Raw genomic sequence first — 26,940 nt, forward strand, 5'->3', positions numbered from 1 at the left:
GTAAGTCTTTTTTAGTGTTGTTGCCAAAAATGATTCAATTTTTGTTTGGTTTGATTGATGTTAAATGCAGTCGATAGTTGACCCTGGTGCCAATTTCTTGGGAATAACTTTTGGTAACGATTTTGTTTGAATCGTTGATCCATTAAAATGACGTTTCCGACATCCTGATTGGTTCGAATCAAACGACCGGCCGCCTGAAAAACGTTGTTTAATCCCGGTAGTTGGTATGCAAAGTCAAAGCCATGACCGTTTTCGGCATCGAAGAAGTACTTGATGAGGTCGTTTTCTGGATTTAATCCAGGTAATCCAACTGAGACAATCCCGACCCCAATGAGGTGGCTACCCTTAAGGTCGATTCCTTCACAGAAAATACCACCCAGTAGGGCAAAGCCGACCAAAGTGTCATTGTCATCACGTTTAAATGTATCGATGAATGATTGGCGCTCTTCTTGACTCATGTCACTTTCCTGAACTAAAACGTCGACGGTTGGATTCTGTTTTTCAAATGCTTCGACGACATCGTTTAGATACTTACCAGAGGGCAGGAAGATGAGGTAATGACCGTTCTTGCTGCTAATCATGGCATTGATAGTATCGACAATTGGTTGAATGCTGCTCTTTCGTTTGGCGTAGGTGGTTTGAATGTAGTTGGTAATAATCACCTGTTGGTTTTTAGGATCAAACGGTGAATCGATTTCATAGACCAGACTGTCTTTCTCATCCCCCAAGACGCGTTGATAGTAGTCCATTGGTGAAAGGGTGGCTGAGAACAAGACGGCACTACCACCGAGTTTGAGTGACTCACCGATAAATGGGCTGGGATCCATGCAGAATAGTTTGATGATAACGTTTTGGTCACGGTCGTAAAACATTCTGGTCTTAAACGTATCGTCGTATAGTTCTGCGATTCGTTGAAAACTAAGCAAGGTGAAGTAGTAATCGACAATCGCGTCGTTTAATTCTTCATCTTTTTCGTCCTTACCCAGCCAATCTGAGATGACATCACAAAGCTTATTGAGCTGTTTGACAAACGCACTGGGTGGATTATCCAAGTGGACGTATTCTTCGTCACTTTCGGTTAGCGGCTTGACGTTTAATGTGTATGAACGGCGGAATGATTTCAATGCCTTATGCAGTCTTTCGTTGTCCTCTCGGTCCTTGGTGGCCTTGATTAAGTCGGGCAACACCTTGTTGGAGATTGCCGCTGAGTACATGTCACGGGAGCGGTTGACCAGGTTATGGGCTTCGTCGATTAAAAAGATGTTGTCGGGATCTTCGACCGTGAAGAAACGTTGGAGGTGCACTTGTGGATCAAATAGGTAGTTGTAGTCACAAATGATGACGTCACAGAATTGACTGAGGTCGAGGGAGAATTCGAACGGGTCAATCTTGTACTGTTCGGCGTATTGTTGAATGACGTCAAAGTCGATTTGATCAACGTGTTCCAAGACATCCTTGATGGCCGGTTTCAAACGGTCGTAGTAACCAATCATGTAGGGATTATCCTCGGGTTTCAAATCCTTTTCGGCCTCAAAGGTAATCTTTTCTTTGGCGGTTAGTGTGATGGTCTTGGCTTTTAGCCCTTTATCCATCATTAAGTCCATCGCTTCCTTGGCGACGATACGGGTGCTTTGTTTAGCGGTCAGGTAAAAAATGCGGTTGGCTAGTTCTTGGCCCATTGACTTAACGGCGGGAAAGAGTGTCGAAATCGTCTTCCCGGTTCCAGTAGGGGCTTGGGCAAACAAGTGCTTGTGATTGGCGATTGTTTTGTAGACGACTGCGGAAAAGTTGCGTTGGCCGTATCTGAATTCTTTAAACGGAAAGGCCATTTGATTGGCGGTCTTGTTTCTCTCCTTGATGATATCGGTTCTTAACTTCAACCATTCTTCGTATTCGCTGATAAGGTTGTCGAAGAACTTTTGGGCCTCATCTCGACTGATGGTGATTTCGTTATCAGTGATGATTTCATCTGGCGTTTGAACGTAGGTAAGGGTTAGCTTGACCGCATCTAGTTCGTCGAATTTTTGCATCAAGAAATAAGCGTAGACCTTCACTTGCCCCCAGTAGAGTGTCATGATGCTTTTTGGTAGGTCCTTAAATTCAACGTCGGACGTCTTAATCTCTACGATTTCGGCATCCTTACCGTCGATTAAGACACCGTCGGCACGGCCTTCGATGTGAAAGTCGATGTCGTTAATTTTGAGTTTGGTATCCAAATAGTATTCACTCTCAAAGTGCATGTACTTGCTCTTTTGGAGTTTGCGGTGAATTTGGGCGCCTTTTCGCGCGGTATTGGAGCTATTCAAACGGGCGTTTAGGTCACCACTACGTAGTGTGAATTCGACTAAGTCTCTGATTCCGATTCGATTCAAGATGGTTCCTCCTTTCGTTTAGCATTGATATGTAATTTGTAACAGAATTGTAACTTATGAAAAAATTTTTGATGTGCTAGGCTAAATTATAGAGATAAAAGAAAGGGGTATATTTATGCCTAGAGGATTTAAAGAAGAATTAATGTTTACAGGGATGATGGCCGGACTTATGGTTATCGTTATGGAAGCATATAACATCGCGATGGCCAGCGGAATTCACACCGGTTTTATCGTCGAAGTACTAGTGGGCTACCCACTTGCATTAGTAGTTGCCGCCATCTTAGATTTAGTGTTAGTTGGCCCAGTCGTTAAAGCTATCTTTTTCAATTATATATTCAAACCAGAATGGGAACAAACACCAATTAAGATTGCGCTATGCATTTCAACCATGATGGTACTTGGCATGGTGACCTTAATGTCACTATTTGGTATCATCGTTACCTTTGGTTTTGAAAACATCACATGGGCAATGTATGGTCGTGCATGGATCTTAAACCTATGCCTAGCATTACCACTACAATTAGTGATTGTTGGACCAATCTGTCGCTTACTATTAGGTAAGATTCAAGCCGCAATTGATGAAAAATAATCATGAAAAGCTACCGGATATACGGTGGCTTTTTTTATTTCCTTGATTAAATCTAAATTTAGATAAATAATTACTGAAAAATATTCAAAATACCGTTATTATATAGGTAGAATAAGAATTCGAGGAGATATAACATGATTAAAATTGTGACGGATTCAACAGCTCTAATTCCAGAAGAAACTGTTAATAAGTACGACATTAAAGTAATCCCATTGAACGTCAACATTGGTACTCAAGCTTACCAAGATGGCATTGATATGGATGGTCAAAAACTAATTCAATACATCAAAGACAATCCCAAGGGTGACTTTCCAACTACCAGTCAACCTTCAATCGGTCAATTCGTTGAAGTATACAACGAACTAACCAAGGATGGCGACACTGTCTTATCACTACACATGACCGATTTATTAAGTGGAACTGTTCACGCCGCTAGTCAAGCTAGTGAAATTGCTGACGGCGACGTTAAAGTGGTTAACACTCACTACATCGACCAAAGTCTAGGTTTCCTAGTGGTTCAAGCAGCTAAGATGGCTCAATCAGGTGATTACACCCGTGATCAAATCATCGACCACGTGAACCACGACATTGAAAACTCCGAACTATACATCGGTGTAAGTACATTGGAAAATCTAGTAAAGGGTGGTCGTATCAGTAAGGCAACTGGTATCATTTCAAAGATGATGAACCTACACGTTGTCTTCAAACTACTACCAGATGACCTAAAGCTACAACTAAAGGGTCGCGGTAAGAAGACCATCACCAAGTGGTTAGACCAATTCTTTGAAACTAACGCTAACACCAACTACAAGTTCATTGGTATCAGCTACACTGGTAGTGACGAATTTGCGATGGCATTAAAAAAACGTCTGGAAGAACAATTCCCAAACGTCGACGTATTAGTTCAATATACTTCATCAATTGTTTCAGTTCATACCGGTGAAAATGCATTTGCCATCATGATTTGTAAACAAGATGACTAAAGATAACTGAAAAGATAATTCCTAAAATGGCACCAATGATAGGTCCTAAGAAAGGGACCACTGCATATCTCCATTGTGATAGGCGTTTATCGTAAGTTCTGGAAAAGAAGAAACGAGGAACTAAATCACGAGTTGGATTAAATGCGGCCCCAGTGATTGGAGCAACGATACTTATGATAATCATCATTAGTAATGATGAGAATAAGGTCTTGATCCACCATTGAGCATTGATGTCATTTTGCATTTCTGTATTAACGATAATCAAGAAGGTCCCGATGATTTCCCACTTGAAGTTACGCTTCCAATTGTTGACGTCGCGAGGGACGGTCGCATAGAAGTTCAAGTTCAAGGGAAGACTAGCCAACCATTTTGACCAAACGGCCTTAACGGTTAGTGATGCTAGCCAGGCACCGAGGATTTGGGTAAGCACTTCACCAATCATTAGCCACCAGTGAATTTGGTGGTTAACGGCTAGGGTGAGAGATACAACCGGATTGTATTCGGCGGTCCCAAAGAAGAAAGTCGTTAGAAGGGATGGAAGCAGGATACTAATACCCCAGTAAAATCCGGTAATAAAACGGTTTTGTCCTTTGGGGAATAGGAAGTAGTTAATGATAACACTGGTTACTAATCCCAAGGATAACATTATGTAGGTTCCGATAAATTCGCCTAATAATAGTTTCATTTCCATCCCTCCTTTAGCTGTCTACAACTGATACATTATCACTAATCTCAATAAAATTAAAACCATATCAGATAAAAAGTGAAATCATTTCTTGGTTTCACTTTTTGTTTGCGTTTAGTTGGTTAATGATGTTGATAACGTCTTGTTTGTTCACGAGACGGTGTTCTAAGGTGTTATAAAACATAGGTTGATGTTGTTCGATGATTTTACGATCGGAAACGTTTCCCGATAGATAGGCGACGTCACAGGCATCCTCGATGTTTTCAATTGTTGGAAAACCAGCCGCACTCATGACACTGCCCAAGACAGTATCGGCGTCCTCGTAATTTAAATCATCCAAGTATTTGTCGTAATTCATCAATCCACCACCTAATCTTTAATAGAAGATTATTATACAAATAGGTGGGAAAACTTGCTAGCAAATAGCTTTTACTAGTCGAAAATATAATAATACGGTAATATATTATATTAGTTAAATTAGTATGGTATTCCTCGGCGGGAACAATCGATAGGCATATCGACAGGTGGGCTCGCGTTAGATAGGCGCGAAGGAAATACTATACGAAGGAGACTTGTTATGCAAAGTCGAAATAAATGGTTTGCATTGGTCGCAGTCTGTCTAGGATTCTTCATGGGTCTTTTGGACGTGACCGTTGTAAACGTTGCTCTACCAACCATTCAAACTAGCTTTAACAGTAGTTTTAGTCAATTGCAATGGGTCATTAATGCTTACACATTAATGTTTGCGGCCGTGTTGTTCCTAATTTCTAAGTTAGGGGACTTAATAGGGAGAAAACGCATTTTTATCATTAGTTTGGTATTGTTCTCTGCTTTCTCACTAGCATGTAGTGTCGCACCAAGTATTACTTGGTTAATCATCTTCCGTGGTATTCAAGGAATCGGTGGTGCCGGAATGCTTAGCCTTTCCATGAGTATCATTGCCGACATCTTTGAAGGCCCATCAAGAGGACTAGCTCTTGGAATCTGGGGAAGTGTCGCTGGGCTATCCACCGCACTTGGCCCATTGTTCGGGGGGATTCTACTTAGCTTCTTTAGTTGGGAATCCATCTTTTGGATGAATATCCCAATCGGAGTGATCGCACTATTTATGAGTGCCAGATACATTCCAACCTCCAAGACATTCAATAGTGGCAAAATCGATTTTATTGGAATGCTATTATCATTTGCCTTTATGTTCTGCATTATTTTAGGTTTAATTCAAAAAGAAACCCACTATGGATACTCTTGGTTCGATATGCACGTATTTGCCTTGTTGGCAGCTGGGGTTATTCTAATCGCCATTTTTGCCGTTTGGGAAAAGCACTTTTCAAGTCCAATGCTAGATCTAAGTTTGCTAAAAAACAGACAGGTAGTTGGAAGTGCCATTTCCAATTTAACATTGGGAATTGCCATCTATGCAGCATTTAGCTACATCATCGTGCTATCACAAAACTACATGGGCTATTCCGCACTACAAAGTGGGGCGCAACTAATGTTAATTAGTGCGTTTTCACTTGTGATTGGCCCCATTTCAGGAAAGATTGCCACTAAGATTAATCCGGGACTAATCATCAGTTTTGTATTAATTTTAGCCGGTGTCGGGATGTTTGTCCTACCAATCTTCTTGGGTAACCAAAACCATTGGTACGGTTTGATTCCTACATTCGTAACACTAGGTTTGGCCAATGCGTTCGTTAATCCGCTATCATCTAACATTGCCGTTAGTTCCGTTGAACCAAAGGAAATTGGGATGACATCTGGATTACTAAACGTTGGGAAGCAATTCGGAACCAGTCTAGGACTAGTCGTATTAGGATTAGCCTTAACCGACACTTATAACGATCACTTAGTTACATCTAAGATGGGTGATTCATTGATGCACGTGTTTCAAAACGCTGGACCATTTGCTGGAAGTGAAATCGCTGAAAAGATGCATAACTCATCATTGTTATCGATTGTCCACAATGCCTTTTATCGAGGAATTGATAGCGTGGCGGTTACAGATGGTTTCATCTTTATCGTTGCCGGAATTCTTTGCTACATCTTGTTATGTGTAAGAAACAAAAAGAGTAAATAAAAAAGTCGCTTTTAAAAGCGGCTTTTTTTAGTGGCGACTTGATTGGTGACCACCGTTATTTGAAAGTTTAATGTTGTTTCGTTTGAACTTTTGTTGAGCTGAATCTGGTTGGAAATCAAAGTGGTGCATACGACCGTTGTAAGGTTTGCCAGCCATCTTGATTTGCACCCAATCAGCCATGATTCGTTGCATGTTTTGCGCTGCTTTCACTCGGCTTTCAATGCCTTCGGTCTTAGCAGCTGGTTCGATATTATCTCTCAATTGATTGATCAACTTTTGGTGGTAGACCAATAGTGATTGGGTCAAAGGAGAGTCCTTGTATGAGTTGAATAGGCGTTCGATAAAACGCATTGCGTCTTTTGAGTTTTTGGGTTCGTAAAATCTTTCGTTATTATCCATAATTGCCTCCAAAAAAATAACCATCATGCATATTATACATGATGGTTATCATTTTACATTGATTAGTCTTCCAATTCAATTTGACCAGTTAAGCTGAATAAGAAACTTAATAGGACAGCTAGGAAACCACCAACAACGATACCGTTGTCTAGGATGATTTGAGCAGCTTGTGGAAGTGATCTGAAGATTTGTGGGTAAACTGTTACACCAATACCAGTACCAACTGATAGGGCAACAATTAATAGGTTCGCATTCTTGTTGAAGTCAACGTTTTGTAGAATACGGATACCTTGAACCCCAACCATACCAAACATTACAACCATGGCACCACCAAGTACTGAACTTGGAATGACGGTTGCCACAGCACCAGCCTTAGGAAGTAGACCTAAGATTAATAGGAATAATCCGGCGTAGTAGATTGGGCGTTTAGTCTTAATACCTGATAGTTGAACAACACCAACGTTTTCTGAGAAAGTTGAGTATGGGAAGGTGTTGAAGACACCACCAAGCATAGCGGCGATACCTTCAGCACGGTAACCGTTAGCTAGGTCTTTTTCGCTTAGCTTACGACCAGTTAAATCAGCAAGTGCCAAGAAGACACCGGTTGATTCCACCATGGTAGTTAGTGATACTAAAATCATGGTTAGAATAGCTGACCAACTGAAGTGTGGTGTACCAAAGTAGAAAGGTTGTGGGAAGTGGAACCAGCTAGCTTGAGCAACTGAAGCAAATGAAATCATGCCAAGAGCATAAGCAATCACAGTTCCGACTACCATCCCAACCAATACAGAGATTGATCTGAAGAAACCTTTTCCAAAGATGTTAATCAAGATAATAACGGCCATGGTAATTAGACCGACGATTAAATCGTGAGGGTCGGCAAAACTCTTTGCTGAAGTATTTCCACCACCCAAGTTTTGAACGGCAACTGGTACTAATGAGAAACCAATGATGGTAATTAGTGAACCAGTAACCACTGGTGGGAAGAACTTACGTAGTTTTGCGAAAAGTCCTGAGATTAGAAATACGAATAAACCAGAACAAATAATAGCTCCATAAATATATGCGACACCTAAAGTACCACCGATAGTTTCAAGTGGTGTGATAACTTGTACCGCACATCCCAATACAACGGGAAGACCAATCCCAGTAAGTGGGGTCTTCTTAAGTTGTAATAGTGTGGCAATCCCACACATAAAAATATCTGCAGAAACCAGGTAAGTCATTTGAGCTGCATTGAAGTGTAAGAAAGCACCGATTAGCAATGGAACGATAACGTCACCTGAATACATTGCTAATAAGTGTTGGAAACCTAAAATGGCAGCCTTGAATTGGGATACCTGTTGCAAATTGCTTTCATGATTATCCAAACAAAATTCCTCCTAATATTTAATTATTACCCTGAAAAATAAAAAAGCCTCAATGCTAGAAAAAGCAAAGAGACCTTCATCTTTTTGCTTATAGTCCGAACTTTACGGTTCCGGGTAGAAACTTACCAACCTTATTATGGTAAATATATAGGCAATAACTGATTTAATTTTGTAACTCAATATTAGACGAATTTTGAAAAAAAAGCAATCCTTATAATGAATATAATTGTTCACTTTCACGATTATAATGTACAATGGAAAGTACTATTTGATAGAAACGAGGGGGGATAATCTTGAAGCATATTTTAGCAATTCACACTGGTGGAACTATTTCAATGTCTCAAGACGAAAGCGGGGAAGTTGTTCAAAACGAACAAAATCCAATCGCCAATCAACAAGATAATTTATTAGATCAAGGAATCGATATTACTAATGAGGAGATTTTTAACTTACCATCTCCACATATGACCCCTGATAGAATGCTTGAAATCGCTAATCGAATTAAGGAAGCAAGAAAGCAAGGATACGACGGTGTCGTAGTTACCCACGGTACCGATACCCTAGAAGAAACTGCCTACTTCTTGGACTTAACTTTGGCCAATGATTTTCCAGTTGTCGTAACTGGTGCCATGCGTTCATCAAACGAAATTGGTTCAGATGGTCTATACAACTTATTGAATGCTGCAGCAACTGCTGCTAGCCCACAAGCCAAGAACAAGGGTGTTTTGGTGGCGATGAACGATGAAATTCACACCGCCAGATACGTTACTAAGACCCACACTACCAACGTGGCGACTTTTAGAACACCAACATTTGGTCCAATCGGAATTATTTCCAAACATGAACCAACATTTTACCAAGAACTAATCCAAAGTGAAGTCGTCAACGTTAATTCACTAGTGGACCACGTTTATCTAATCAAGGCTTTTGCCGGCATGGACGGCACCTTGTTTGACGCTTTAGATAATGATCAAACTAACGGTCTAGTAATCGAAGGACTAGGTGCTGGTAACCTACCTCCTGAAACATTAGATTCAGTAAAACGTTTAGTCGACAGAAACATCCCAGTCATTTTAGTTTCCAGATGTCTAAGTGGGGTTGCCCAAGACATCTACGCCTACGAAGGTGGAGGAATTCAACTGGAAGAAATGGGCTTAGAATTCTGTCACGGTCTAAACGGCCAAAAAGCACGTATTAAATTAATCATTGCGTTAAGTGCGCACAAGTCTGGTGAAGAGTTAGCTAGATTTATGAGTAACGCAATATCATAGAGTGAGGGATGTTTATGAACTCTATCATTGCAGATTTAAATGCAGCAATGAGCAAGAAACAACTGGTGAATATCTACCTAAACACTGGTGATATTTTTTACACCGGCTATATTGAAACTTATAACGATGACGAGGTTATCATTGCCACATACGAATCCAGTGGTCTGGCCGATGGATACGTCGCAATGAAGACTTCCATCATCGAGAGTGTGGAACGCCAAAGTGAAGACCTAGACAGCATCAAAGAAAAGATGTTAATCGCAAAGGACGAGGGATTAATGGAATCCAAACCCAGCGAATTACACTTTGATTCCAACAACAACTTGTTCCCACAAATTCTAATTCAAGCATACTTAAACCAAGAGGTTATCCTAATTCACGACAATGAAGCGGAACGTTTCTACACAGGGATGGTTAAGAAAATCAGCAATGATTCCTTTAAGTTCTTACGCATTAACAAGTTTGACTTCATGCAAAACGAATTGGTCACCATGGGCTTTAACCAAAGCATGATCATTGAATTCCAAGGTCGTGAACTAAGTGTCATGAGTAAGGTAATGGGCAAGGTTAAGGAACAAAACATTGCCAAGACCGCCGAATCAATCAACAACATCATCGATTTATTGAACGATTCATTCCATCATCACAACCTAGTCGAAGTTCGTTGTCGATACAATGACCACTTCTTCTATGTCGGTGAGGTCATCATGTTAAACGACAGTGGTGCCATCCTGAAGGTGGTCGACATGCCAGGACAATTCGGTGGATATGTCTTCATTCGAATGAATGGAATTCAAAGAGTCACCGTTGGCAACGATTATCTTGAATTGGTTCAACTAATGAAGGATCAAAACATCGCAGATCATAATGCATCACAACCGGTATTAAACGATTCTCGTGAATTCGACAGTACCGAAGATAATTTAAACGCCATCTTGACGCAATCCATGAACAAGCATCAATTGATTCGCTTGCAATTAAAGTCCGGCAGTAACTTCTTGGGTTACCCGGAAAAGATTGGCCCTGAATCAATGAAGTTCAGTCTATTGGATGAAACAGTTAACTTCTTCATTTACGGACAAAAGATTCCGTTAAATGACATCGTTGAAGTTGGTTTTGAATACATCTATGCTTATCTAGACGAACAACGTCTAAGAAGAAAAGGCGATATGTAATAAAAAAAGAACCCGATATTTCGGGTTCCTTTTTTGCTTAGCCTAATTTTTGTTTGATAATATCTACTTCATCTTGATTTGGGGATCTGCGCATGCTCTTAATGTCATGCAATTCCTCTACACTAAAATGTAGGTTATAAGCCAATAATGTATCTGGCATATCATTATTCTTTTGATAAGTAACAATTTCTTCAGCAATCTTATTTAATTTACGATTCATAAGAACCCTCCTAACAAAATCCATCCGACAATTACATTATAACTTATTTTAGTATAAGTAGAAAAATAAAGTCTAAAAAATTAGGATAATTTGGATAGCGACAACCACAACCACAAAGATTAGATAATCTGTTGCTTTGATTGTGATCTTTTTGAAATGGGTTCGACTGTTGCCTTCAACGAATAAATGTGAATTCATTCCCTGAGCAAGTAGGGTGGACCAGTTCATGGCAGCAAGGATTGACTTGAAGTAAAGGGTTGGAGAAACATACGATAGGTGGACGTTTCTCATTTTAGCAGCTAACTTGATGTCGACAATCTCTTGTTTGATGGTTTCAATCAAGTTAAAGGCACCCATGACTCCGTAGGCAAACTTGCTGGGCACGTGAAAGTTTTGTTCCAGACTACCAGCCAAATCCTCGATGGAGGTCTTACAAGTGTAAGTTCCACCTAGAGTGACAAACGCGTATAGACGAGTCACCAATAAGATACCGTATTGATAGTCACCATTCATCTTTTGGGCGAAATAGATTCCGGCCGCAGGAATTAGGGTAACTAATAATAAGTATAGAATTCGCTTAACTGAAGCGAAGAATATTAGATAGATTAGACTAACAATGAAAATAACTAGGTTTAGTCTAACTGATGTTGTAAATGAAATCTCCAATGCAATCACTAACATCATCAGTAGTTTTAATACGGGATTCATTAAAAGGCCTCCTGATAAGTTAGTTTGTGATCATCAAATGCTAAATGGTAATCAACTAAGTTCTCTAGACCATGAGTTTGGTGAGAAATCAGTAGTTGGGTTTGTCCCTTAGCTTTTGCATGATTCAATAAATCAACAACCACGGCAACATATTCAATGTTGATACCATTAAAAGGTTCGTCCAGAAGAAGAAGTGAGTGTCCCATCATGACCATGCTTAGGATTTGTAGTCGTTTTTTTTGGCCATCACTTAAAGAGTAGATGACACGATCGGATAGCTCATCTAGACCAAGCTTTTGAGTGTATTCAGCGATTTGGGCTTCGTCCAACCAATTGTTGAATGCATTCTTCTTGGATAGTTCTAGTTCGTCTTCGACGGTGATTTTAATGAATTGCTTGGTTGATTCTTGGAAAATCATTCCAACGCTTTGTAAGTACTTGTTTAAACGAATTTGGCGAATTGATTTGTGGTCGAAGTTAATTTCTCCATCAAAATCATGTTGCTTGATAAATGTTTTAAACAGACTTGATTTACCACATCCATTGGGACCGGTAATTAAAGTAGTCTTTTGCTTCATCAAGTCTAAATCTAAATGATTGATTAATTGCATGTCGTAGTTGGCAATTGATAAATCAAAACAGTTAACGATGGGTTCTCCAACAACTTCGTTTGATAGTGGACGATTTGTGGAATCGTTGAATTGATTGAACAATTCTTTGACTGCCGCATCATCTAAAGGTTTAAACGTTGTGTTGTCTTCATCAAAACCGATTAACTGGTCGATTTGATTTTTGTAGCCCATAAGATCATGATCGATACCGATGACAATCTTGCCTGATTCCTTTAGCTGGCTCAATAGACTAATCAGTTCCAGACGAGACTTGATATCGACATTGGCAAATGGTTCATCCAATAGAATAACAGGAGCGTTAATTGCTACGATGATACTTAGCGCAACCTTTTGTTTTTCACCACCGGAAAGAGTTTTGAATTCGCGCTTTCTTAAGTCATTGGTATGAGTGAAAGAAAGGGCATCTTCGATGACTTGATCCATTTTATCAGGTTCAATCTGAAGATTTTCTAGGGTGAAGATAAATTCATCCTCTACGGTAGCCATACAAAATTGTTGCATTGGATCTTGGAACATCATGGAAATAGTTTCGCGCAATTCCCATTCTGAAAATTCCAAGATATCTTGGTGATTAAAATTGATAACGCCGTCGATTGTACCGTCGTTATATTGTGGATAAAATCCTGCGATTGTTTTCAAAAGCGTTGATTTACCAGAACCCGAAGGACTGTATATCAATGCCATTTGATTAGATTCGAAAGCCAGGCTAACCCCTTTAAAAGTCGGCTTCGAAGTACCAGTATATTGGTATGTCAAATTGTTAATTGATAAGTTATTCAAAAATTGACACTCCTATTATTTGATAACGTGACTCTTTTCCAACATGTTGGCGATTAGTTTTGATAACACACCACCGAAGATGAAGATTGAAATGAATCTTACGATGAATAAGATGATAAGCATGTGGATAGCATATGCGTTGTAACCACTCTTGAACCAGTCATAGATAAATGTGATGACAGTAGTTGAGATGGTAGTAGCGAATACACCTAACCAGTCGAAGTGCTTGTATTTAGTAGCAGCGAAACCTAATTCAGTTGCGATACCTTGTTCGATACCAACAATGATAGTTTCGACACCCCATTGTCCACCTAAGAACATTTCAACGATGGCACCGATGACCTCAGCTAAGAATGGAGCACCAGGACGTTTGAAGATAAAACCAGCAAGTGGAGCTGCCATTACCCAAAGACCAAGTAGTAGATCGTTAGCAAGAGGTGCTAGACCATAAGGAGTAAGTGCAAGACTTACTGCGTTGTATAGAAAACCTGTGGCGAAAAAGATAATTCCACAGATAATTGAGATTAATGTAAGTAAAATGATGTTTCTAAGTGACCATGTGTTTTTCATAGTTTCCTCCAGAAAAAAAGGACCCCAAACAACACGTGTTTGGAGTCCAATTTATTTTTATAATTTGTAAAGCATTAAAAAATAAAAGGGTTGTTTTCCTTCGCAGGGATTATCCTGAATCAGGTACTATGGGTATGAATCTCAGCCGAATTCCGGCACCCCAAACATTAATTATCAATTTAAATTAACTATACTATTTATTAAATTTAAATGCAATGCTTATATTTTCATTAACATTTTTAAAAATCTGGATACCTTGTCGTAACGGCGATTTCGTGGTAACTTTAGATAGTAAAATTATGATAAATGGAAGTAAAAATGAATGAAGAAATCAGTAAAAAGACTAACAATAATATTCGTCGCGGCGATTGGATTAGGGGCATACGAACAATTTAATAATCCATTCTCATTTATTCGCGAAGAATACACCAAAATAACAAATGCAAAACATGGTTATCAACCAGACTACCAACAAGATCCACAAGCATATAAGACCGACTTAATTAAGGTGTCACAGGATAAAGTAAAGAACGCGAGTGCTGCTGTGGCATTGGATGCTACCAAGAATAAGGTGGTTTATTCACAAAACGGGGACAAGAAGATTAAGGTGGCATCATTAGCCAAACTGATGACATTATACCTAGCGATTCAAAAGGCCGAAAAGACCAACGGCTGGAATCAAGTTGTCGACACCAGTAACAAGGGACTAAAGAAACTGGGTGACGACGTTGAACTAGGTGGATTTAAGTTCAAAGACGGTCATAAATACACAGTCCGAGACCTTTATAAGGCTGCGTTAGTCCAATCATCCAACAATGCGGCAATCGCATTGGGACAATGGGTGGCAGGATCTAATGTGAAGTTCATCAAGATGATGAATGAACAAGCCAAGGCATGGCATCTAGACGCTACCTTTGTGTCATCATCAGGACTTGAAAATAGCGATCTAGCAAAATTTGGTTACGCTCAAGTCGGTGGCAAGGACGACGCCAATATGATTTCAGCCAAGAGTATTGCAGTCATTGCCGACCACGTCCTATCAATTTATCCAAAGGCAATCGATGATGCCAAACAAGTGTATGAAAAAGTTGACGGTCAAACTTTATTCAATGAAAATAGTTTACTACCCGGTCGACCTTTCTATGATGAGAGTTTACACGTCGATGGATTAAAGACCGGTTATACTGTTGCCGCTGGACTATGTCTAGTTGCGACTGCTCAACAACCTGGCAAAGATCGAGTAATCACCGTTGTGGTTAACGACTATGCCGAATTTTCCGACACTGCCAAGTTGATTAAATTGGTTAACAACCACGATTCAGCATTGAAATAATAATAGTTAGCATAAGAATTTTGTATTTTTCTGAAAATAGTGTAGAATAGTAAAGTATCTTTGATTACTAGTATAAAGGAGAAGATTTATGGAATCGGCCTGGAATATAGTTGGCCTACTTCTTTGGATAGTTTTAGTTATTTATGCAATTTTTATTATTCATAACATCGGGGTAAGAAGAAGTAGGCTAATCATAAATGGGCACTACGACTTTTCATTAACTCACCATTTAAAGACGGTTTTACAAATCGTCATTTTATTTGCTGGGATTGGATTTATGTCTTTTGAGACATTCTATCCAAACGTTAATGGATCAAACGTTGTCACAACACGTGACTTCAAGCCATTAATTTTGGATACCAATGGTAACAGCTCTTACTATGTGAAGGTCAAAAGTGGGAATAATTCATCTTTGAATCAGTCTTACTCATATTTGGTTAATGGACAACGTCTATCAGTATCAAGTTCTGCATCAAGCGTGCTAGTTGGTACTAATAGTGAAATTAATGTTCAAAAGTCAGCGGTTAGATGGAATGACAATGAAGCTAAGACGCTAGACAAGAAATACCAAAGAGCGTGGGTTGCCGACGTAACCGTTACGTATAAAGACAGTTTTTGGAATGGAATCGGATTACATGCAAGACGTAAGTTCAAGAGTTATACTCTAATCCGAATTCCGGATAATTCATTTATTTATAACGAAAAATAAAAAAAGCCGCTGGATTTCAACCAGGGCTTTTTTTTGTCTTAAGTTTGCTTTTTTATAATTTTTCTATTATACTTTTTAATCGTTATCATTTATACAAATTTTATAGGAGAAGAAATATAATGATTATTTAATGAAAGATAGAATTTCTAGAAGTGTATTATTATCGATTTTAGCCGTTGGTGTGATGACGTTTGGTGGGGTCACAGTTGAGACTTCCATGAACATCACATTCCCAACCTTGATTAATGAGTTCCACATTGGTTTGAATGTGGTTCAATGGATAACAACTAGTTATCTACTGGTCCTATCAAGTGTTATTCCAATCTCTAAGTTTTTAAAGGAACGTTATACCGTTAAATCACTATTTGTATTTTCCGGGATTATGTTTTTGATTGGTTTAATTGTTGATGCCACCGCACCATCGTTTGCGTTTATATTGTTAGGTCGAATCATCCAAGGAATTGGAACCGGGATTGCGTTACCTTTGATGTTTAACATCATTTTGGATAACGTCCCTATAAGTCGACTAGGATTTATGATGGGAGTAGGATCGTTAATCACAGCGGCTGCCTCTGCCATCGGACCAACCTTTGGAGGAGTTATCGTAAATACGCTGGGATGGCGTTATATTTTTATTTTCTTAATTCCAGTACTATTGATTGCTTTGGCATTGGGAATTTATTCAATTCCTAAGATTAATCAGGGCGATTTATACAAAAATCGTTTTGACTACGGTGGATTCCTTCTAGTAGTGATTACATTCTTCGGTTTGATTATCGGAATTAGCAACATCAGTACTGCAGACGTTATTAGTGTGAACACAATATTGCCAATCTTGATTGGTATCATCTCTTTGGTGATCTTCATCATAACCCAATCAAGAAAACACCAACCATTATTAAACGTTAATATCTTGAAGAATGGTGCTTATTCTAAGTATTTATTAGCATTCTTCATTAACCAATTAATTATCTTGGGCCTTGCTTTCATAGTACCAAACTACGTGCAAATCATTAACCATAGTTCATCTAGTGTCGCTGGTTTAATCCTGCTACCAGGTGCCATTTTGGGCGCAATTATTTCACCGTTATCCGGTGCATTGCTTGATAAACTAGGTGCCAAGAAGCCAATTCTTTCCGGATCTGGACTTATCATCATTTCATTGTTGATTTTAACTTTTGCATCAAGTCATATTAGTGATGGCATGTTTTTAGCATTGTATTCACTAATCATGATTGGAATTGGTTTATCATATGGAAACATTATGACGAAAGCATTGAGTTTCTTACAAAGCGAAATTCAAGCAGATGGGAATGCAATCCTAACCACAATTCAACAGTTTGCCGGAGCAATCGGAACTGTAATTGTGGCCACCATCATTACCAAGGTGGACAACCTAAACTTGGGTATTGCTACGATTGGGTTTGCGGTCGCATTACTATTCTTATTAATAATTATGATTATTCAATTCGTGGTTGTCTTAACAACACGAGATAAAAAATAAAAAAAGACCAAGTCGATTCGACTTGGTCTTTTTTTTTTATTCTTGTTTTTGTAGTTTAGAATGGTGAACTCCGTAAACGAAGTAGAAGATAAATCCAATCACAATCCAGATACCAACGGAAATCTTGGTAATGTCTGGAAGCATGATGATAAAGAAGATGCTGAATACTCCAGCTACAATTGGTAGGAATGGATACCATGGCATCTTAAATCCTGTGTTTTTAATATCTTTTCTACGACGAAGTTTGATAACACCAAATGAGATGAATGCAAAGGCAATCAATGTTCCGGCGTTAATCAATGATGCTAGTTGAGTCAATGGAACCAAACCAGCAAAGACAGCTTGAACGATGGTTGCGATAATAATCGCATTCTTTGGTACTGAGTGCTTGGCGTTAACGCGACCGATGAACTTAGGCAAAAGACCATCTCTACCAAGTGCGTACACTAGGCGAGAACCACCGATGAACATAGTCACCATGGCGGTAAAGATTCCAAACAAAGCACCGATAGTAATTAGCTTGTTGAATGCTGACAAGTGAATGATTTGAAGAGCGTAAGCAGCGGGATCGTCAACGTTTAGTTCTTTGTAGTTAACGATTCCAGTAAGTACCATTGAAAATGCAACGTATAGAACGACGGCAAAAACCACAGTTCCGATAATTCCCTTGATAACGTTCTTACCTGGGTCGATGGTTTCAGCGGAGTTAGAAGCTAATGCATCAAAACCGATGAAAGCAAAGAAGACAGTGGCAGCTGCTGTGAAGATACCACCCATACCAAATGGAGTTGAGTGGAATTGAGCAGGGTAGAAAGGAACATAGTTACTTGTCTTAACGTAGAAAGCACCGATGACGATGAAAATAATGATAATAGCGACTTTGACGATTACGGCGAAGTTTTCAACACGTTTAGACATTTCTGAACCCATTAGAAGAATTCCGGCGATGACCACCACAATGATAACGGCTGAGATATTAATCACGCCACCTTCCATTGGACTGGCTTGTAGCGCAGTTGGTAAATGAATGCCGATGGCGGCTAAGATATTGTTGTTAAAGTAAGCAGCAAATCCGGTCGCTTCTGCCGATACTGCCAAGAAGTATTCAAGGATTAAGGCCCAACCCAAAATCCAACCAACAATTTCACCGTAGACAACGGAACCAAATGAATAAGCTGATCCGGCAATTGGCATGGCTGATGAAAATTCGGCGTATGCCATACCAACTAATCCAGAAACGATGGCTGCCATCAAAAAGGCAATCGCAACGGCAGGACCCGCATGACTGGCTGCTTCATGTCCAGGAAGGATGAAAATCCCGGTACCAATCACGGCACCGATACCCAAGCCGATTAAGTCTTTAGTGGTCAAAGACTTGGATAATCGTGAATCGGCCTCTAAATAATTGCTAACCGATTCCTTTTTAAAAATTTGCATAGATATCAACACCTTTTCTTGTTTATTTGTACTATTAACTATATAATGAGTACCAACATAAGTAAAATTAATAAATTCAATATTTACATAAGAAAAGATGATATAAGATGAACCGATTTATTGTACTAGAAGCAGTATTACAGAATAAGAGTTTTACCAAAGCAGCCGAACAACTGGGTTATACCCAATCTTCAGTCAGTCAAATGATGTCCAATCTGGAAAAAGAATTCAACATGCACATACTAAAACGTTCCAGATCAGGAGTCGAATTGACACCAGATGGGGAAAAACTTTATCCACATATCAGACAAGCACTACGTCAATACCGTGGATTAATCGACACCGCTAACGCGATTAATGGTCTTCAATCAGGAACGGTCAGAATCGGAGCTATTACCAGTGTTAGTTGTTACTGGTTGCCAGACCTCTTCAAGGAGTTTAAGGCCCTTTATCCACAGATTAATTTCGTTTTAAACCAGGGTGACTATGGAACCATCATCGATTGGTTGAAAACCGACCAAATTGATTTTGCCATCATGACCGCTGAATACGGAGAGGGCTTTAATAAGACAATTGTCCACAACACCAACATGAATGCATTTATTCCCGTTGACCATCCATATGCTAACGCCGATGCTGTGCCAATTGAAGCCCTTGCTGATGATCCATTCATCCTAGTTGAGGGTGGTGGATACAGTGAACCGCTTGAAGCATTTAAACGCTCTGGTGTTAAACCTAACGTGCAATATAAGATTCAAGATGACTACACCATCATGGCGATGGTCGAAGCGGGACTAGGGGTCAGCATCCTATCCGAACTAGTATACCGTCGCACCGACTTTAACATCGTCAGCAAACCGGTTGAGCCCAACGTGACTAGACCGGTCGCAATTGTGTATAAGAGTAAGGATGAACTACCAATCGCCAGCCAACATTTTGCGAAGTTCATCATCGACAGAAAAGAAGAACTAAAATAAAAAAAGCCATTCGAATGAATGGCTTTTTTGTTTACATGTAAATGGTTGGGTTTTCAACAGGGATGTCTAATAGTCCTTTAGCGATATCATCTCCGGCGCGTAAGATTGAGTCATTGACACCTGGACGAGGGATAGCTGAGGTAACGAAGTATAATCCTTCGGTATTTAATCCCCATGTGTATAAGTTTGGTTGGCCGACCACTTGGTCAGTCTTAATATCGATATCCACAGATGAGTTATCCACTGTTTCACCATCAGATAAGGTGATTGGAAGTGGCTTGATTAAGCCTTTGTCCATCATACTAGTGATAACAGGGTTTGCGGAAACCTTGGTAACAGGAGCGTTGGTACGGGCTTCGATTAAAGCATCACCGTGGATAATTTCTTCACCATAGAATGCTGAACGGGTGATGAACTTGTGGTTGGCACCGATGACTTGCATTTGAGGGCCGATAATCTTAACGATACCGGCATCCATCAATGCTAAAATTTCTTGGCTTCGAACTGCTGGAGCACCTTGTGATAGGAACTTCATGTCAGAAGAGAAACGACCTAGGTACTTATGCACTAAATCATCGTTTGTGAATAAGTGGTTGGATAACACGTAACGGATGTTGTCACGAAGATCACGTAGCATTTCTAGTGAACCGATAACAGGACCGGTCTTAGAGCCTAGTAGGGCGTCGTCAATCATTTCTTTTAACCAAGTCTTGATGTGTTCTTGATAGTTATCCAGTGTGGATATCTTTACACCAGCGACTGGATTTAAAATCCTATCCCAATCAAAGACTTCTTCAGTTGGTAGGTGGTAACTACCGATTAAAGCGTTGTGGTTGTCGGTTTCTTTGAACTTCTTTTGGAAGTCGTCAACATCGATTTCTGGATGTTTTAGACTGAATAAGAAACTGTAGTAACGATATTCGATGTCCAATCTTAATAACATGTGGAAATCTTCAAAAGAGATGTGACCATCCTTTAGGTGGTTATCCACATTTTCGTTGGTTAAAAAGACAGCTGGATAGTTTTCATTGAATGCCTTTTGGCTAATTGCCTTAGGATAGTAAGGCACCCCACGTCTAGAACCAGCGTAGATAGTAGGTTCATCACCTGATGCGTGGTAGGTTAAAGTGTCGTCACCGTTGTCGGTAAAGTATCCACCACGACCTTCGGTTAGACGGGATACGAAGTCATTAAAACTAAGGCCCATTCCACGGATAATCACATTTTGATCACTGGTGATTGTTGATAAGTCCGCTTCATCAGCTTCACCAGGTAAAATATAGGTTAAATCGTAGTCCGTAGCGTATTTTTGCAGTGATTCTTGGTCATTGGTTAACTTATTTTCTTGTTGACCTAGACTGAATACTAGCTTATCAACAGGGTAATCCACATCACCCACAGATACGACGAAAGAATCGTCTTTGACCTTTTCGACGTTATCCACATTTTGATTGAAGTGAACAGCTAAATTGATCTTGTCATTATCCTTGATTTGTTCAACTAATTGTTGGAAGAACCATTGGCAGTAGGCACCGCAAATGGCACGAGGTACATAACTTCTGTCGTTAATCTTATCAACAGCTGTTAGTAACTCGTCCTTGTTGTCAACATCTAGACTGTTGATAAACTCTTTTGAGATATCTGATTGGCACCATTGCGCAATGCATAGGGCACCGTCTTGTCCATCATTGAATAATGAAAGTTCATTGGCAGGGGTATTCATAATTAGACTAATTGGTTGTTTGACTTTCCAGACACGGCCACCTGCAACGGCACGATCGAAAAGATGAATTGTTAAATTGTCATGATCAGATGATTCAAAGTTTTGAATCAAATTGTTAAGCATTAACAGACCACGAGGGCCTGCACCGATAATTCCGATTTTCATTTCGAACACTCCTTTATAATAAGATAATAACATGATTGAAAAAGTGATTTCATTTTTAACGCATTATTTTCTAAAAATGATTATGGATTATGATAAAATAGCAGTTAAGGATGGTGTTAATAATGAGTGAATTAATTCCAGAAAACATGGACGAAGTAAAATTAAAGATGGCTCGTATGCTAATCGACGGACACAAGGTAACCGAAGAAGAAGTAATCTTCCAAGCGGTTGCTGATCTATTCCAAGATTACCTAGAAGAAGCAGAAGAAGGTCACTACGACACTTCTAAGCTAGCTGATGATGGAGTAACCTTCACAGTTACTGGTATCAGTGGTCGTCAAATTGCTGAATTTAAATCAAATGGAGAAAGCTTTGTTGAGGACTTCAAAAAAGACGCATTAGACTTGTGCTTTAGACTAGAAGACGAAGCCCAACGAATTGCTCGACTATAAAAATAAAAAGCGTTGCCAAATTGGCAGCGCTTTTTTTATTAGTTTTCAACAGGTAAATCGACTTTTACTTGTTCGATAATATGACCTTCGATGTTATGAAGTAGTTCGTTGTACCAGAAGCCATCCTTGAAGTTTAGCTTTTGGTCTAACGCATAAACGGTCAATGTGTAATCATGAACACCACTTGGTGGCTTAGGTCCCATGTACTTGTGACTGATAGGTTGATCACCTAGGTTATAGATGTGACCGGCTGAACTGTTGTTACCTTGAGTCCAGTGAAATGGATTTTCTTGACTGGCATTTTCAGGAACAACCACGTCCATACCATCTAGTCCAGCGACTAACCAGTGAATCCATTCAAAACCACACACGGGAATTGAATCTAAATCGGTTAGCGCAAAGGCGATTTCCTTGGTGTCGGCAGGAACATCTTCAATTGAGAAGGGAAATGATACGATAGGAAAATCGTTTTGCTTAAATTCCTCAGCTGCATGACGAGTGTACTTGTCTGGTAGACGGTTGTTGTCTAACTTAACGTTTACTTTCATGAAAAGTCTCCTATCTAACGAATTTTAAGATGTAATAACCTTGTGAATCGGCTGAAACGGTATAGGTTTGATAACCAGCCTGGATCCACTGACTTTGTGTTGCCTTAGCGTAGTTTTGCGCGTCAGCAACGGAACTAAAGATATGAGTACCATCAAACATGGTTTTCTTCTTTGATTGGTTTGATGAGTTACTCTTAGTTTGGTTATTCTTACTTTGTTCGGATGTATTAGATTCATCCATACTTGAACTACTTTGATTACTTGATTGAGTCATCTTAGTGGTTTGATTGTCATGGCTGCTAGTGAAGTAGGTAACGGCCTTTACTCCGCCTAAGATTAATGCTGCCACAACGACGATAAAGATAATAATTGGCCAAATGTGATTTGAGTTTGACTGATTATTTTCGGAGTTCATAAATGTATCATCGAAAGTATATTTACGAATACGGTTATCATTGTCACCATTATTCATAATAATAATCCTCCATTCGGAAAAAAGATTTGCATTTATATTATAACAAATATTGGACCCGATAGGAATTAAGCTAAATGTTTGAAGATATCGACAAATAGCTATAGTGTTTTATTCAAGGAGGGATGAAACATGACAATTGGATTTATCGGAACCGGTGTAATGGGTTCCTCAATGATTAATAATTTATTGAAAGCAGGATATGAGGTCAACGTATTTAACCGTACCAAGGCTCACGCACAAAGCGTAATCGATAACGGAGCAAAGTGGTTAGATACGCCTGAACAAATTGCTCAATCTTCAGATGTTGTGATCACAATTGCTGGTTTCCCTGATGACGTAAAAGAAATTTACTTTGGTGATAACGGATTATTCAATGGTGCCGATTCTGACACCATCTTGATTGATTCCACTACTTCAACACCAAAATTAGACGAAGAAATCTTTGCTGAAGGCCAAAAGAAGGGTATCGAAACATTGGATGCACCAGTATCCGGTGGTGACGTCGGTGCCAAAAAGGGTACCTTAACCATCATGGTCGGTGGTAACCAAGATACCTTTGATAAGGTCAAACCAATTCTAGATACCATGGGCAGCCAAGTAAAACTATTTGGTGGTCCCGGTAAAGGTCAACATACTAAGATGGCAAACCAAATCATGATTGCCGGTACTATGACTGGAATGGTCGAAATGTACGAATACGGAAAAGCTGCTGGTTTGGACTTAGCTTCCATGATGGACACCGTTTCAAGCGGAAGTGCCGACAACTGGAGTCTAGAAAACTACGGTCCACGTGTATTGAAGGGCGACTTCAAGCCAGGCTTTTCAGCTAAGCACTTCTTGAAGGACTTACGAATTGCTTTACAAGGTGCAGAAGAAATGCACATTGATTTACCAGCTACTAAACTAGCTAAACAATTGTATGATAAGATGGTAAACGATTATCAATTAGGTGATGACGGAACCCAAGGTCTTGTCAAAATTTACGAAAAATAAGCTAAACAAAAAGAAGGCATCGATTGATGCCTTCTTTTTTTATTGAATATCATTGAAGAATGTAAGTAGTTCTTCTTTGGTTAGTTTTTGTTTGTCTTCACCAGAGATGTCGTATGAAATCTTTCCTTGGTGTAGTACCAATAGTCGGTTTCCATACTTCAATGCATCTTCTAGGTGGTGGGTAATCATAAGACAGGTTAGGTTTTGTTCCTTAATGGTTTCATCAGTGATGTCCATTAGGTTTTGGGATGTCTTAGGATCTAATGCAGCGGTATGTTCATCTAGTAGTAAGATGCCGGGCTTTTTGATGGTTGCCATTAAGAAACTCAATGCTTGGCGTTGACCACCAGATAAACTACCGGTTGCGGTGTTTAAACGATGATCTAAGTTGTTGTTCATCTTAGCGGTGATGTCTTTGAAACGTTTCATTTCACCCTTTAACTTACGAGGGACAAGGTGATGGTGACCACCACGTTTTTCAGCAAGCAATAGGTTTTCGGCAACTGTCATACGAGGAGCGGTTCCTAGCTTAGGGTCTTGGAAGACACGGCTTAAAAATGATGTGCGTTTAACAACTGACATGTTAGTGATGTCTTTATCCTTGTAGATAACTTGGCCAGAAGTAGGGCGAAGGTTACCACCAATGGTGTTGAATAATGTTGATTTACCAGCACCGTTAGAACCTAGGATAGTGATGAAGTCACCTTCATGAATATCTAGGTCAACGTGATCTAAGATGTTTAATTCTTCTGGAGTATCTTCGTTAACGGTCTTTACGACGTCTTTTAATTGAAAGATTGTCTTAGTCATTTTTTAGCCCCCTCTTCAAGACATGTTTTAGATGGAAACGACTTTCGAATGCGGGAAGACCCATGAAAATCGCAAGTAGGATTGATGAGATTAAGTTCAAGTCGTTGGCGTTGAAACCAAGTTGTAGAACTAGTAGTAACACTAAACGGTATAAAATACTACCGACGATTACGGCAACTAGACGTTGGTTCATAGTTAAGTCACCAAAGATTACTTCACCAATGATGATTGATGCTAGGGCAACAACGATGATACCGATACCCATGTTAACGTCTGAGTAACCATTGTTTTGGGCAACTAAAGCACCACCTAGGGCGATTAATCCGTTAGATACACTCACACCCATGATTTTCATGTTGTCGGTGTTGATACCTAGTGATTCGGCCATGTTTTCGTTATCACCAGTGGCGATGAAGGCTTGGCCTAAATCAGTTTGTAGGAAGTAAATCAAAATTAAAGTTACGACGGTGATGACAACGAAACCAACGAAGACACCATCGAAGTAAGGTGGTAATGATTGTAGGAACTTACCACTTAGTAAGGTAGGTAGACCTAATAGTGATTGGTTAGGCTTACCCATGATGCGAAGATCGATTGAGTATGAAGCAGTCATTACCAAGATTCCGGCAAGTAGTACTGGAATCTTTGCTTTAGTGTATAAAAGACCGGTAACAAGACCAGCGACACATCCAACCAAGAAGGCTAGAATGGTAGCTAAAACAGGATTGACACCATGAGCGATTGCTGTAACGGCGGTTGCAGCACCCATTGGGAAAGTTCCTTCAACGGTCATATCAGGGAAGTCTAAAATTCTAAATGTTAGGTAAAGACCAATTCCGATTACGGACCATAATAGTCCTTGTCCGATTGCTGAAATAATTAAACTCATTTGTAAATCACTCCGTTTCTTTTGGCTTCCTTAATTAGGTAGTGAGGAATCTTAATACCAAGTTTCTTAGCTTGTCCTAAGTTGATTGCTAGGTCACCATGACTTAGCTTTTCGATTGGCATGTCTGCTGGGTTGGCACCCTTTAGAACACGAGCGGCCATCTTACCAGTTTGCACACCTAGCTTGTATTGGTTCAAACCAATGGTAGCTAGTGCACCTTGCTTAACAACAGTTGAAGCAGTAGGGAAGACTGGCACGTTCTTAGTGTTAGCAACGTTTACTAGTGTTTGGATTGCTGAAGCAACAGTGTTGTCATTTGGTACGTAGACAGCGTCAACATTTTGCACCATTTGAGTAGCAACTTGGTTTAAGTCGTTAGTGTTTGAGATTGAGTAGCCCTTAACGTTAACGTGTTCCTTCTTGCATAGTTCAACGAATTGATGATATTGAGATGTAGCTGAATCATCGCTTGATGTGTAAATTACCCCTAGAGTATGTAAGTTAGGCATAATTTCCTTGATTAGTTTTAATTCTTCCTTCATTGGAGGAAAATCTGAAACACCGGTAACTTGGCGTCCTGGGTGTTCGTTTGAATCAACCAAGCCAGCTGACTTTGGATCAGTAATTGCACCAAGAATAAGTGGGGCGTTTTTAACTGTGTTAGCTAGGACTTGCGCTGATGGGGTAGTGATACCGATTGACATATCGACGTTTTCGGTCGCAAACTTAGAACTCATTGTCTTTAAGTTTCCTTGATCACCTTCGGCATTTTGAAAATCGATGTTGATGTTCTTTCCTGGGGTGTAGCCAGATTCCTTCAATCCATCAATAATTCCCTTATGAATAGCGTCTAAAGCGGGATGTTCTGTAAGTTGTAAAATCCCAACAGTAGGGGTGTGATCACGACTGATCTTATGTGGTTGTTTTTCTTGGTAAAAACCAAATCCTAGTAAGACGACTAGGACAAAGATGACTGTGTAAAGTCTTTTCATAACTCATTCTCCTTTTGTTATAAAGCTTAAATGGTAAATAAATGCAATAAAAAAACGGACAACCCAGACACTACAGGTTACCCGTTCTTATGGCCTGTGGTG

General features: G+C 39.7%; 27 protein-coding genes and 2 riboswitches. Of the genes, 11 read left to right on the forward strand and 16 right to left on the reverse strand.

Annotation, left to right across the window (positions count from 1 at the left end; genetic code table 11):
- Positions 1 to 11: 11 nt before the first annotated feature.
- The gene (locus J3U50_RS00935) at positions 12 to 2,372 is read right to left on the reverse strand and encodes an ATP-dependent DNA helicase (protein ID WP_301945385.1); all 2,361 of its coding nucleotides are present in this window, start codon (positions 2,370 to 2,372) and stop codon (positions 12 to 14) included.
- A 115-nt stretch (positions 2,373 to 2,487) separates the two neighbouring features.
- On the opposite strand from J3U50_RS00935, the gene J3U50_RS00940 reads away from it, so the two are divergent.
- Both J3U50_RS00940 and J3U50_RS00945 read left to right on the forward strand, forming a co-directional pair.
- Positions 2,488 to 2,961 carry a DUF2798 domain-containing protein gene (locus J3U50_RS00940; RefSeq protein ID WP_054608382.1) on the forward strand — a complete coding sequence of 158 codons (474 nt, stop codon included), beginning with the start codon at positions 2,488 to 2,490 and terminating at the stop codon, positions 2,959 to 2,961.
- 134 nt (positions 2,962 to 3,095) lie between these two features.
- Positions 3,096 to 3,944 carry a DegV family protein gene (locus J3U50_RS00945; RefSeq protein ID WP_301945386.1) on the forward strand — a complete coding sequence of 283 codons (849 nt, stop codon included), beginning with the start codon at positions 3,096 to 3,098 and terminating at the stop codon, positions 3,942 to 3,944.
- On the opposite strand, the gene J3U50_RS00950 is transcribed toward J3U50_RS00945, so the two are convergent.
- On the reverse strand, positions 3,919 to 4,629 hold the full coding sequence (locus J3U50_RS00950) for an MIP/aquaporin family protein (RefSeq protein WP_301945387.1): 711 nt from the start codon (positions 4,627 to 4,629) through the stop codon (positions 3,919 to 3,921). The genes J3U50_RS00945 and J3U50_RS00950 overlap by 26 nt on opposite strands.
- 97 nt (positions 4,630 to 4,726) lie before the next feature.
- A complete protein-coding gene (locus tag J3U50_RS00955) occupies positions 4,727 to 4,987 on the reverse strand; it encodes a hypothetical protein (RefSeq protein WP_301945388.1) in 261 nt (86 codons plus the stop codon).
- A 219-nt stretch (positions 4,988 to 5,206) separates the two neighbouring features.
- On the opposite strand from J3U50_RS00955, the gene J3U50_RS00960 reads away from it, so the two are divergent.
- On the forward strand, positions 5,207 to 6,706 hold the full coding sequence (locus J3U50_RS00960; RefSeq protein ID WP_301945389.1) for an MFS transporter: 1,500 nt from the start codon (positions 5,207 to 5,209) through the stop codon (positions 6,704 to 6,706).
- 27 nt (positions 6,707 to 6,733) lie between these two features.
- On the opposite strand, the gene J3U50_RS00965 is transcribed toward J3U50_RS00960, so the two are convergent.
- Both J3U50_RS00965 and J3U50_RS00970 read right to left on the reverse strand, forming a co-directional pair.
- A complete protein-coding gene (locus tag J3U50_RS00965; protein WP_053791993.1) occupies positions 6,734 to 7,105 on the reverse strand; it encodes a hypothetical protein in 372 nt (123 codons plus the stop codon).
- Positions 7,106 to 7,167: 62 nt separating this feature from the next.
- Positions 7,168 to 8,475 (reverse strand): nucleobase:cation symporter-2 family protein, encoded by a 1,308-nt coding sequence (locus tag J3U50_RS00970; protein WP_301945390.1) that lies wholly within the window; start codon positions 8,473 to 8,475, stop codon positions 7,168 to 7,170.
- Between the two features lie 71 nt (positions 8,476 to 8,546).
- Positions 8,547 to 8,646: riboswitch (purine riboswitch) on the reverse strand.
- A 119-nt stretch (positions 8,647 to 8,765) separates the two neighbouring features.
- Here J3U50_RS00970 and J3U50_RS00975 point away from each other — a divergent pair.
- Together J3U50_RS00975 and J3U50_RS00980 are read left to right on the forward strand one after the other, a co-directional pair.
- A complete protein-coding gene (locus J3U50_RS00975) occupies positions 8,766 to 9,746 on the forward strand; it encodes an asparaginase (protein ID WP_272946488.1) in 981 nt (326 codons plus the stop codon).
- Between the two features lie 14 nt (positions 9,747 to 9,760).
- Positions 9,761 to 10,921 (forward strand): hypothetical protein, encoded by a 1,161-nt coding sequence (locus J3U50_RS00980; RefSeq protein ID WP_301945391.1) that lies wholly within the window; start codon positions 9,761 to 9,763, stop codon positions 10,919 to 10,921.
- A 37-nt stretch (positions 10,922 to 10,958) separates the two neighbouring features.
- On the opposite strand, the gene J3U50_RS00985 is transcribed toward J3U50_RS00980, so the two are convergent.
- From J3U50_RS00985 to J3U50_RS01000, 4 genes are all read right to left on the reverse strand, one after another.
- Complete coding sequence (locus J3U50_RS00985; protein WP_034530908.1) at positions 10,959 to 11,141, reverse strand: LBP_cg2779 family protein; 183 nt, start codon at positions 11,139 to 11,141, stop codon at positions 10,959 to 10,961.
- 72 nt (positions 11,142 to 11,213) lie between these two features.
- Positions 11,214 to 11,849, reverse strand: coding sequence for an energy-coupling factor transporter transmembrane protein EcfT (locus J3U50_RS00990; RefSeq protein WP_301945392.1), 636 nt, complete (start codon positions 11,847 to 11,849; stop codon positions 11,214 to 11,216).
- Positions 11,849 to 13,261, reverse strand: a complete 1,413-nt coding sequence (locus J3U50_RS00995) for an ATP-binding cassette domain-containing protein (protein ID WP_301945393.1) — start codon at positions 13,259 to 13,261, stop codon at positions 11,849 to 11,851. Before J3U50_RS00995 ends, J3U50_RS00990 begins: the two co-directional genes overlap by 1 nt.
- 15 nt (positions 13,262 to 13,276) lie before the next feature.
- A complete protein-coding gene (locus tag J3U50_RS01000; protein ID WP_054605768.1) occupies positions 13,277 to 13,831 on the reverse strand; it encodes an ECF transporter S component in 555 nt (184 codons plus the stop codon).
- 78 nt (positions 13,832 to 13,909) lie between these two features.
- A riboswitch (TPP riboswitch) is annotated at positions 13,910 to 14,004 on the reverse strand.
- A 149-nt stretch (positions 14,005 to 14,153) separates the two neighbouring features.
- On the opposite strand from J3U50_RS01000, the gene J3U50_RS01005 reads away from it, so the two are divergent.
- From J3U50_RS01005 to J3U50_RS01015, 3 genes are all read left to right on the forward strand, one after another.
- Complete coding sequence (locus tag J3U50_RS01005) at positions 14,154 to 15,164, forward strand: D-alanyl-D-alanine carboxypeptidase family protein (RefSeq protein ID WP_301945394.1); 1,011 nt, start codon at positions 14,154 to 14,156, stop codon at positions 15,162 to 15,164.
- An 88-nt stretch (positions 15,165 to 15,252) separates the two neighbouring features.
- A complete protein-coding gene (locus J3U50_RS01010) occupies positions 15,253 to 15,873 on the forward strand; it encodes an LVIS_2131 family protein (RefSeq protein ID WP_301945395.1) in 621 nt (206 codons plus the stop codon).
- Between the two features lie 130 nt (positions 15,874 to 16,003).
- Positions 16,004 to 17,377: an MFS transporter gene (locus tag J3U50_RS01015; protein WP_301945396.1), complete on the forward strand. Its 1,374-nt coding sequence runs from the start codon at positions 16,004 to 16,006 to the stop codon at positions 17,375 to 17,377.
- A 36-nt stretch (positions 17,378 to 17,413) separates the two neighbouring features.
- Here J3U50_RS01015 and J3U50_RS01020 read toward each other — a convergent pair whose 3' ends face one another.
- Positions 17,414 to 18,814: an APC family permease gene (locus J3U50_RS01020; RefSeq protein WP_301945397.1), complete on the reverse strand. Its 1,401-nt coding sequence runs from the start codon at positions 18,812 to 18,814 to the stop codon at positions 17,414 to 17,416.
- A gap of 107 nt (positions 18,815 to 18,921) precedes the next feature.
- On the opposite strand from J3U50_RS01020, the gene J3U50_RS01025 reads away from it, so the two are divergent.
- Positions 18,922 to 19,791, forward strand: a complete 870-nt coding sequence (locus J3U50_RS01025) for a LysR family transcriptional regulator (protein WP_301945398.1) — start codon at positions 18,922 to 18,924, stop codon at positions 19,789 to 19,791.
- A gap of 31 nt (positions 19,792 to 19,822) precedes the next feature.
- Here J3U50_RS01025 and J3U50_RS01030 read toward each other — a convergent pair whose 3' ends face one another.
- Positions 19,823 to 21,679: an FAD/NAD(P)-binding protein gene (locus J3U50_RS01030; protein ID WP_301945399.1), complete on the reverse strand. Its 1,857-nt coding sequence runs from the start codon at positions 21,677 to 21,679 to the stop codon at positions 19,823 to 19,825.
- A gap of 122 nt (positions 21,680 to 21,801) precedes the next feature.
- Between J3U50_RS01030 and J3U50_RS01035 the strand changes: the two genes are divergently transcribed.
- Positions 21,802 to 22,131: a hypothetical protein gene (locus tag J3U50_RS01035; protein WP_041152962.1), complete on the forward strand. Its 330-nt coding sequence runs from the start codon at positions 21,802 to 21,804 to the stop codon at positions 22,129 to 22,131.
- A gap of 38 nt (positions 22,132 to 22,169) precedes the next feature.
- Here J3U50_RS01035 and J3U50_RS01040 read toward each other — a convergent pair whose 3' ends face one another.
- Entirely contained in the window at positions 22,170 to 22,679 is a 510-nt protein-coding gene (locus J3U50_RS01040; protein ID WP_301945400.1) for a YbhB/YbcL family Raf kinase inhibitor-like protein, read from the reverse strand.
- A gap of 10 nt (positions 22,680 to 22,689) precedes the next feature.
- Positions 22,690 to 23,151 (reverse strand): hypothetical protein, encoded by a 462-nt coding sequence (locus J3U50_RS01045; RefSeq protein ID WP_057175907.1) that lies wholly within the window; start codon positions 23,149 to 23,151, stop codon positions 22,690 to 22,692.
- A 132-nt stretch (positions 23,152 to 23,283) separates the two neighbouring features.
- Between J3U50_RS01045 and J3U50_RS01050 the strand changes: the two genes are divergently transcribed.
- Positions 23,284 to 24,147 (forward strand): NAD(P)-dependent oxidoreductase, encoded by an 864-nt coding sequence (locus J3U50_RS01050; RefSeq protein WP_301945401.1) that lies wholly within the window; start codon positions 23,284 to 23,286, stop codon positions 24,145 to 24,147.
- A gap of 39 nt (positions 24,148 to 24,186) precedes the next feature.
- On the opposite strand, the gene J3U50_RS01055 is transcribed toward J3U50_RS01050, so the two are convergent.
- Genes J3U50_RS01055 through trpX form a run of 3 tightly spaced genes read right to left on the reverse strand, consistent with a single transcriptional unit; the run spans position 24,187 to position 26,838 of the window.
- Complete coding sequence (locus J3U50_RS01055; RefSeq protein ID WP_301945402.1) at positions 24,187 to 24,957, reverse strand: ABC transporter ATP-binding protein; 771 nt, start codon at positions 24,955 to 24,957, stop codon at positions 24,187 to 24,189.
- Positions 24,950 to 25,846 carry an ABC transporter permease gene (locus J3U50_RS01060; RefSeq protein ID WP_053795734.1) on the reverse strand — a complete coding sequence of 299 codons (897 nt, stop codon included), beginning with the start codon at positions 25,844 to 25,846 and terminating at the stop codon, positions 24,950 to 24,952. The genes J3U50_RS01055 and J3U50_RS01060 overlap by 8 nt, the downstream gene beginning before the upstream one ends.
- Complete coding sequence (trpX, locus tag J3U50_RS01065; protein WP_301945403.1) at positions 25,843 to 26,838, reverse strand: tryptophan ABC transporter substrate-binding protein; 996 nt, start codon at positions 26,836 to 26,838, stop codon at positions 25,843 to 25,845. The genes J3U50_RS01060 and trpX overlap by 4 nt, the downstream gene beginning before the upstream one ends.
- Between the last annotated feature and the right edge of the window lie 102 nt (positions 26,839 to 26,940).

Origin of the sequence: Lactobacillus sp. B3795 (genome assembly GCF_026535805.1) — a bacterium.
In the GTDB taxonomy this organism is placed as follows: domain Bacteria; phylum Bacillota; class Bacilli; order Lactobacillales; family Lactobacillaceae; genus Apilactobacillus; species Apilactobacillus kunkeei_C.

Excerpts from the sequence above, each read along its gene's own strand:
- J3U50_RS01060 (WP_053795734.1), bottom strand. The coding sequence starts at position 25,846 with ATGAGTTTAATTATTTCAGCAATCGGACAAGGACTATTATGGTCCGTA.
- J3U50_RS01050 (WP_301945401.1), top strand. The coding sequence starts at position 23,284 with ATGACAATTGGATTTATCGGAACCGGTGTAATGGGTTCCTCAATGATT.
- J3U50_RS01015 (WP_301945396.1), top strand. The coding sequence starts at position 16,004 with ATGAAAGATAGAATTTCTAGAAGTGTATTATTATCGATTTTAGCCGTT.
- J3U50_RS00990 (WP_301945392.1), bottom strand. The coding sequence starts at position 11,849 with ATGAATCCCGTATTAAAACTACTGATGATGTTAGTGATTGCATTGGAG.
- J3U50_RS01045 (WP_057175907.1), bottom strand. The coding sequence starts at position 23,151 with ATGAATAATGGTGACAATGATAACCGTATTCGTAAATATACTTTCGAT.
- J3U50_RS01010 (WP_301945395.1), top strand. The coding sequence starts at position 15,253 with ATGGAATCGGCCTGGAATATAGTTGGCCTACTTCTTTGGATAGTTTTA.
- J3U50_RS00945 (WP_301945386.1), top strand. The coding sequence starts at position 3,096 with ATGATTAAAATTGTGACGGATTCAACAGCTCTAATTCCAGAAGAAACT.
- J3U50_RS01035 (WP_041152962.1), top strand. The coding sequence starts at position 21,802 with ATGAGTGAATTAATTCCAGAAAACATGGACGAAGTAAAATTAAAGATG.
- J3U50_RS01005 (WP_301945394.1), top strand. The coding sequence starts at position 14,154 with ATGAAGAAATCAGTAAAAAGACTAACAATAATATTCGTCGCGGCGATT.
- trpX (WP_301945403.1), bottom strand. The coding sequence starts at position 26,838 with ATGAAAAGACTTTACACAGTCATCTTTGTCCTAGTCGTCTTACTAGGA.
- J3U50_RS00940 (WP_054608382.1), top strand. The coding sequence starts at position 2,488 with ATGCCTAGAGGATTTAAAGAAGAATTAATGTTTACAGGGATGATGGCC.
- J3U50_RS00985 (WP_034530908.1), bottom strand. The coding sequence starts at position 11,141 with ATGAATCGTAAATTAAATAAGATTGCTGAAGAAATTGTTACTTATCAA.
- J3U50_RS00965 (WP_053791993.1), bottom strand. The coding sequence starts at position 7,105 with ATGGATAATAACGAAAGATTTTACGAACCCAAAAACTCAAAAGACGCA.
- J3U50_RS01040 (WP_301945400.1), bottom strand. The coding sequence starts at position 22,679 with ATGAAAGTAAACGTTAAGTTAGACAACAACCGTCTACCAGACAAGTAC.
- J3U50_RS00950 (WP_301945387.1), bottom strand. The coding sequence starts at position 4,629 with ATGAAACTATTATTAGGCGAATTTATCGGAACCTACATAATGTTATCC.
- J3U50_RS00960 (WP_301945389.1), top strand. The coding sequence starts at position 5,207 with ATGCAAAGTCGAAATAAATGGTTTGCATTGGTCGCAGTCTGTCTAGGA.
- J3U50_RS01055 (WP_301945402.1), bottom strand. The coding sequence starts at position 24,957 with ATGACTAAGACAATCTTTCAATTAAAAGACGTCGTAAAGACCGTTAAC.
- J3U50_RS00980 (WP_301945391.1), top strand. The coding sequence starts at position 9,761 with ATGAACTCTATCATTGCAGATTTAAATGCAGCAATGAGCAAGAAACAA.
- J3U50_RS01030 (WP_301945399.1), bottom strand. The coding sequence starts at position 21,679 with ATGAAAATCGGAATTATCGGTGCAGGCCCTCGTGGTCTGTTAATGCTT.
- J3U50_RS01025 (WP_301945398.1), top strand. The coding sequence starts at position 18,922 with ATGAACCGATTTATTGTACTAGAAGCAGTATTACAGAATAAGAGTTTT.
- J3U50_RS01020 (WP_301945397.1), bottom strand. The coding sequence starts at position 18,814 with ATGCAAATTTTTAAAAAGGAATCGGTTAGCAATTATTTAGAGGCCGAT.
- J3U50_RS01000 (WP_054605768.1), bottom strand. The coding sequence starts at position 13,831 with ATGAAAAACACATGGTCACTTAGAAACATCATTTTACTTACATTAATC.
- J3U50_RS00955 (WP_301945388.1), bottom strand. The coding sequence starts at position 4,987 with ATGAATTACGACAAATACTTGGATGATTTAAATTACGAGGACGCCGAT.